Source organism: Bacillus sp. JJ1521, assembly GCF_036965165.1.
Classification (GTDB): domain Bacteria; phylum Bacillota; class Bacilli; order Bacillales; family Bacillaceae_L; genus Ferdinandcohnia.
In genome coordinates, this window is the sequence record NZ_JBALOX010000198.1 from 4946 (window position 1) to 11633 (window position 6688).

The 6688-nt window shown below is 36.1% G+C and carries 5 protein-coding genes; all 5 read left to right on the top strand.

Annotated elements, in window-relative coordinates:
* The first annotated feature begins 212 nt into the window (after window positions 1-212).
* The 5 genes from V7147_RS21680 to V7147_RS21700 all read left to right on the top strand — a co-directional run bounded on the left by V7147_RS21680 (window position 213) and on the right by V7147_RS21700 (window position 6288).
* Window positions 213-1142: an ABC transporter permease gene (locus V7147_RS21680; protein WP_438824625.1), complete on the top strand. Its 930-nt coding sequence runs from the start codon at window positions 213-215 to the stop codon at window positions 1140-1142.
* A 15-nt stretch (window positions 1143-1157) separates the two neighbouring features.
* Window positions 1158-2045 (top strand): carbohydrate ABC transporter permease, encoded by an 888-nt coding sequence (locus tag V7147_RS21685; RefSeq protein ID WP_335369885.1) that lies wholly within the window; start codon window positions 1158-1160, stop codon window positions 2043-2045.
* A 24-nt stretch (window positions 2046-2069) separates the two neighbouring features.
* On the top strand, window positions 2070-3686 hold the full coding sequence (locus V7147_RS21690) for an ABC transporter substrate-binding protein (protein WP_335369886.1): 1617 nt from the start codon (window positions 2070-2072) through the stop codon (window positions 3684-3686).
* Window positions 3687-3787: 101 nt separating this feature from the next.
* Window positions 3788-5242, top strand: a complete 1455-nt coding sequence (locus V7147_RS21695; RefSeq protein WP_335369887.1) for a glycoside hydrolase family 32 protein — start codon at window positions 3788-3790, stop codon at window positions 5240-5242.
* 86 nt (window positions 5243-5328) lie between these two features.
* Window positions 5329-6288 carry a carbohydrate kinase family protein gene (locus tag V7147_RS21700; RefSeq protein WP_335369889.1) on the top strand — a complete coding sequence of 320 codons (960 nt, stop codon included), beginning with the start codon at window positions 5329-5331 and terminating at the stop codon, window positions 6286-6288.
* Window positions 6289-6688 lie beyond the last annotated feature (400 nt).

A 6688-nucleotide genomic window follows, 5' to 3' on the forward strand; every position in this document is an offset into this window, starting at 1 on the left:
TTTTATATCTAGAATCTTACTAAGTAAATTAATGTAAGCGATGACAAGTTCCGAAAATATTAAAGGTTATAAACCAAAAATATTAAAATCTTATCCAAATTTATTTTGTTATATTTAGAGCGTAATGAAAGGGATTTCATTAACGTAGCAATTTAAACCTAAGTGGATAGGAGGTAAAGACAGTGCCTGAGATAGCAGAAACAAAGCAGGCCATCCAAGTTAGCAAGCCTAGGAAAGTGAATCGACAACTAGAGTATATTAAAAAGAATTATATTCTCTACTTGCTTATCGCACCTGCTGTTATCCTTACAATCATATTTAAATATATCCCAATATATGGGGCATTAATTGCATTTAAGGACTATAGTCCAATCAAGGGGATTATGGGAAGTGAATGGGTAGGATTTAAACACTTTACCGATTTTTTGACATCACCCAACTTCCTGCAAATTTTAGTAAATACGATTAAATTAAGTTCTTTTGAGCTTCTAATCGGATTTCCGATACCAATTATATTGGCTCTTATGCTAAATCAGCTAAGAAAGTCAGGTGTCAAAAAGAATATCCAATTAGTCCTATATGCACCACACTTCATTTCAGTAGTGGTCATTTCCGGAATGATATTCCTTTTTCTTTCACCGGTCGGACCTATTAATACGATATTAGGACTTTTCACAGACAAACCAATCTCATTTATGTCTAATCCAGATTATTTTAGATCAATTTATATTTGGTCTGGTGTATGGCAGGGAGCTGGTTGGGCTTCTATCATTTATGTAGCAGCACTCGCGAATGTAGACCCACAACTGCATGAAGCAGCAACATTGGATGGGGCATCATTACTACAACGTATTTGGCATATTGATCTGCCTACTCTAAAGCCTGTTATGGCTGTACTATTTATTTTGGCTGCTGGCGGAATTATGGGCATAGGATTTGAAAAAGCCTATCTGTTACAAACATCGATGAACATACCATCATCAGAAATTATAGCAACCTATGTATATAAACGAGGTTTGCTCGCAGGAGATTATTCATTTGCTACCGCTGTTGGATTATTTAACGCAGTTGTAAACGTTATCTTACTAGTGTTTGTTAATCAGGTAGTGAAAAAACTGAATGAAGGCGAAGGTCTTATGTAAGGAAGGAGGAGAACCATGAATAACAAAATAAAACATTCAAAAGGTGATCGGGTCATACTTGGTATAAACAATATCCTGTTGGGAATTATTGTACTTTTGATTCTTGCACCATTATTTTATGTTTTTCTATCATCCTTCTTAGAACCCAATGCCTTAATTAGAAAAGGGATGTCATTAAGCGCATCTGATTGGTCATTAGAAGGTTATACACGAATATTAACGGATGGAACAATTATGAGGGGCTTTCTCAATTCAATCCTTTATTCGGCTGGATTTACCCTAATAACAGTTACAGTATCAATCCTTGCAGGATATACATTATCTGTTGATGGTCTAGTAGGAAAAAAGGTATTTATGTTCTTCTTCTTATTTACCATGTTTTTCGGTGGAGGATTAATCCCAACTTATTTTGTTGTCCGCGACTTAGGGATGTTGAATACAATTTGGGCGATAATCATACCTGGTGCTGTTAATGTATGGTTTATTATCCTGGCTAGAACATATTTTAAAGGTATTCCAAATGAATTAAAGGAAGCGGCAAGGATAGACGGAGCATCTGACTTCAGAATATTTATTAGTGTTGTCTTACCTTTATGTAAGCCTATTATTTTTGTACTAGCGCTTTATGCTTTTATCGGACAGTGGAATGCGTATTTTGATGCATTGATTTACCTAGATGATCGACATTTATATCCACTCCAACTAGTTCTACGTTCTATTCTTATCCAAAATGAGGTTCAGCCAGGAATGGTAGCAGATATTCAAGCTAGAAACGAAATTATGAGAGTAGCAGAAATGATTAGATATTCATCTATTATACTAGCTAGTTTACCACTGTTAATTATGTACCCATTCTTCCAAAAGTATTTTGAAAAGGGAGTTATGGTAGGTTCTCTAAAATAAATTATCAAAAGTGAGGGATTAATTATGAAAAAACTACTAAAAACAGCATCTGTTGTTTTACTTTCTGGTGCACTATTAATGACTGGATGTAGCAGTAAATCTAGCAAATCGTTTTCGTCTGAGGATTACGATTTATCGAATGTTACATTCCCGTTAGAAGAGGAAGTAACGTTAAAAATTATGACATCAAGTTCACCTCTAGCACCAGCGGATCCAAATGAAAAGTTGATTTTTCAACGCTTGGAAGAAAAGACAGGTGTTCATATTGATTGGCGAAATTATACAACAGATGTTTTTGGCGAGAAAAGAAATCTAGCAATTGCTAGTGGAGAGCTTCCAGATGCAATCTTTAATGCGGTATTTAGCGACTATGAATTATTGAAACACGCAAAAGACGGGGTAATCGTTCCTGTTGAAGATATGCTTCAATATATGCCACATTTACAGGCAGTTTTGGAAAAAGCACCACAGTATAAATCGATGATGACAGCTCCAGATGGTCATATGTATGCCTTTCCTTGGATTGAGGAATTAGGTGAAGGAAAAGAAAGTATTCACTCACTAGATGCGTTCCCTTGGATCAATGTGGAATGGTTAGATAAATTGGGATTAGAGGTTCCAACAACAACAGAAGAATTAAAACAAGTATTAATTGCATTTAAAACTCAAGATCCAAATGGTAATGGAGAAGCTGACGAAATCCCAATGTCTTTCATCATTAATGATGGCGGACAAGACCCTCATTCATTATTCGGCGCTTTCGGTATGGGAGATAACTGGGATTTCACTGTTGTTAGTAACGAAGGCAAAGTACAACTTACAGCAGTTGATGAGGGTTATAAAAAAGCGATTAGTTGGTTAAATGACTTATATAATGATGGTTTAATTGATATTGAGGCATTTGAGCATGATTGGAATACGTATCTTGCAAAAGGTAGAGAGAACCGCTACGGTCTATACTTTACATGGGATAAAGGAAATATCACAGGTATGGGTGAAGACTATCAATTACTAGCTCCTTTAAAGGGACCAGAAGGACATCAGAATGTAGCAAGAACAAATGGAATGGGCTTTGACCGTTCAAAACTGGTAGTAACATCTGCTAATAAAAATATTGAATTAACTGCTAAGTGGATTGACCAGCTTTATGATCCAGCGCAATCTGTACAAAATAACTGGGGAACGTTCGGGGATGAAACTCAACAAAATATTTTTGAATGGGATGAAAGTGCAGAAATGTTAAAACATCTTCCGTTAGAAGGTACCGCACCTGTTGAGTTGAGAGAAAAAACATCCGTTGGAGGACCATTGGCAATCTTAGATAGCTACTATGGGACAGTGACAACAAAACCAGACGATGCAGCATGGAGATTACAGTTAATGAAAGATGTAATGGTACCTTACATGCCAAACGAAAATATATATCCAAGAGTATTCTTCTCTTTAGAAGAACTTGATAAACTTTCTACAATTGAAACTGACTTATTTGATTATATAAAGAGAAAACGTGCTGAATGGATTTCAAATGGCGGCGTTGAAAATGAATGGTCTGAATATCTAGCAGAATTAGATAGATTAGGATTACAGGAATGGTTAGAAATTAAGCAATCAGGTTATGACAGATACAAAGAAAATGAATGAGTAAATAGAATAAGGGCTGTATATTGCTTCGGCATTGGTACAGCCTTTTTTCTTAATAACTTAAAAGTTCACTATTTTCATAGATACGAGGAGAGTAAAAAATGGCAAAAACATATAAAGAGCAGTATCGCCCTCAATTTCATTTTTCACCGAAAGAAATGTGGATGAATGACCCGAACGGAATGGTCTTTTTTAATGATGAATACCACTTGTTTTATCAATACCATCCATTTAGTACAACATGGGGACCTATGCACTGGGGTCATGCAGTGAGTAAGGATCTGATTCATTGGGAGCAGCTTCCAGTGGCGTTATATCCTGATGAACTCGGGGCTGTTTTTTCAGGTAGCGCGGTCGTGGACTGGAATAACACAACAGGATTTTTTGAAGATAATCAACCAGGTCTAGTTGCCATTTATACAAGTGCTGGGACATATCCTGATTCTGATCAACCGTGCCAGCGACAAAGCTTAGCTTATAGTAAGAACAGTGGTAGAACGTGGGTGAAGTATGAAGGCAACCCAGTTCTTTCGGATATTGCTATCACTGATTATCGTGATCCAAAGGTATTTTGGCATGAAGAGACGAAAAGATGGGTAATGGTTTTAGCAACAGGACAAACGATAACCATTTATACATCCTCTAACTTAAAAGAATGGGAGTTTGCAAGTGAATTTGGTCATAAAGCGGGCTCACATGATGGAGTTTGGGAATGTCCAGATCTATTTAAATTACCAGTAGATGGTGACCAAGGTAATGAAAAATGGGTAATGATTGTTAGCATTGGTGATAGTGGTGAAACGAAGGAAGGATCAAGAACTCAATACTTTATTGGTGAGTTTGATGGGACAACTTTTGTAAACGACAACGATGATGCAACGACTATTTGGCTAGATTACGGCAGGGATAATTATGCCGGCGTAAGTTGGTCTGATATCCAGGATGGAAGACGAATTTATATTGGATGGATGAGTAACTGGCGTTATGCGAATCAAGTTCCAACAAAAGAATGGAGAAGTGCAATGACACTTCCAAGAGAGCTAACATTAGCTACTACCAAGGACGGAATTCGTGTGGTCCAAAAACCCGTAGAAGAAGTAAATTCTATAAAATTAGAAGCCTTTGAGCATCAAGAAATGACTATTGAATCAGGAAAACCAGTNNAATTAATAGAAGTAAATATTGAGTTTGAAAAAGAAAGTTCAAATCAATTTGGTTTCATTATTCAGCATTCTGAAACTGAAAAAACAAAAATTAGCATTGATGTTTTTAATGAATTGCTTCTAGTAGACCGAACTCAATCTGGGGAAAATAATTTCTCTTCATCCTTCCCGACAGTGCAAGAAGCGTCGTTAGAATTGAAATATAATCGTGTAAAACTTCAATTGTTTATTGATACATCATCTATCGAGGTGTTTGTGAATGGTGGGGAGGTAGCGGTTACTAGCCTAATTTTCCCGAGTGCTTCAAATAAAGAATTAATTTTATTTTCAAACGATGGTACTACAAATGTAGTAGATTTTATAATAACTGAGCTTGATACAATCTGGAAGTAGTGAGTCATGCTAAATAATGCTCTAATCGAATAAAGGTTAGAGCTTTATTTGGTTCATTTTAATTTAGATAAGGACGGTGTGCTAGGATTATGAACTCCTCTATCATTTGCATTGGAGAACTATTAATCGATTTTTTCTGTACAGATGTAGAAATTGATTTAGTGGAAGGGCAGAACTTTCAAAAACAAGCAGGGGGTGCGCCTGCTAATGTTTGTGCAACAATTTCCAAGTTAGGAGGTACAGCACTTTTTAGCGGTAAAGTTGGTAACGACCCGTTTGGCCATTTTTTAAAGCAAACACTAGAAGAAGCGAAGGTTGATACGTCTATGGTGGTAATGGATGATCACCATCCAACAACGTTGGCCTTTGTATCATTAAAAGCTGATGGAGAAAGAGATTTTGTTTTCAACCGTGGTGCAGATGCATTTTTGGAACTAGAGGATCTTGATAAGGATAAGTTAAATGAAGCAGTGATTTATCATTTTGGATCCGCAACTGCATTATTAAGTGACCCTTTTCAGTCTACTTATTTAAAAGCCATGAAGACCGCTAAGAATGAAGGTAAATTTATCTCCTTTGATCCGAATTATAGATTAGATCTTTGGAAAAAAGACATTCATACATTCATCGAATTGGCAAAGCAGGGCATTTCCTTTGCCAATTTTGTAAAAGTAAGTGAAGAGGAATTGAAAATTATTACGGGAAAAAGTGATTTGGCTGAAGGTACAAAGTCCATTCACCAACTAGGAGCTAAAATTGTCGCTGTTACATTAGGAAAAGAAGGAACGTATCTCTCAACAATAGAAAGAAGTGAAATTATCCCGAGCGTTGTAGTGAAATCAATCGATTCCACTGGAGCGGGTGATTCTTTCGTAGGAGCAACACTGTATCAATTAGCAAAAGAGGACCTGAAGAAAGTGATAGAAGACTTTGAAGAACTTAAAAAGGTTGTATCCTTCAGTAATAAAGTGGCTGCACTTGTTTGCACAAAGGTTGGCGCAATATCTGCAATACCTATTTTGGAGGAAGTACTGAACTTTCGTTAATTTTGGCTTAATCCTTAGTAGATTAAAGAAGTAAATCCAAGGTGGAAAGGCAACTGGTACGCAAATTGGTAGTTATAGCCAAATGGTAAAAAGTAAGAAAGACCTTGAATTCGTAAAAAAACTTCTGCGAATTCAGGGTCTTATTTAGTATACATAAGTCCTTATAACATGAATTGTCTTTTATCCATAGCATCCCTCCAATATCATTGTCAGATTCATGGATATGTGTTGGTCCTACCTGCTTTGGTAATACATTTGGCTTGTCTAAAGAGATAATAATATAACCGCCTCAGAACACTGTATCTAAAAACAACTTGACTTATGATAGCTGAAAATTTAAAATATTATATAAGTAAACGTTTACATAAACCTAAAATGTTTCAATTGATTTTCTTATTAC

What these genes read in the sequence shown, in the direction of transcription:
- V7147_RS21690 (WP_335369886.1), top strand. Translation starts at nt 2,070, where the DNA reads ATGAAAAAACTACTAAAAACAGCATCTGTTGTTTTACTTTCTGGTGCA.
- V7147_RS21685 (WP_335369885.1), top strand. Translation starts at nt 1,158, where the DNA reads ATGAATAACAAAATAAAACATTCAAAAGGTGATCGGGTCATACTTGGT.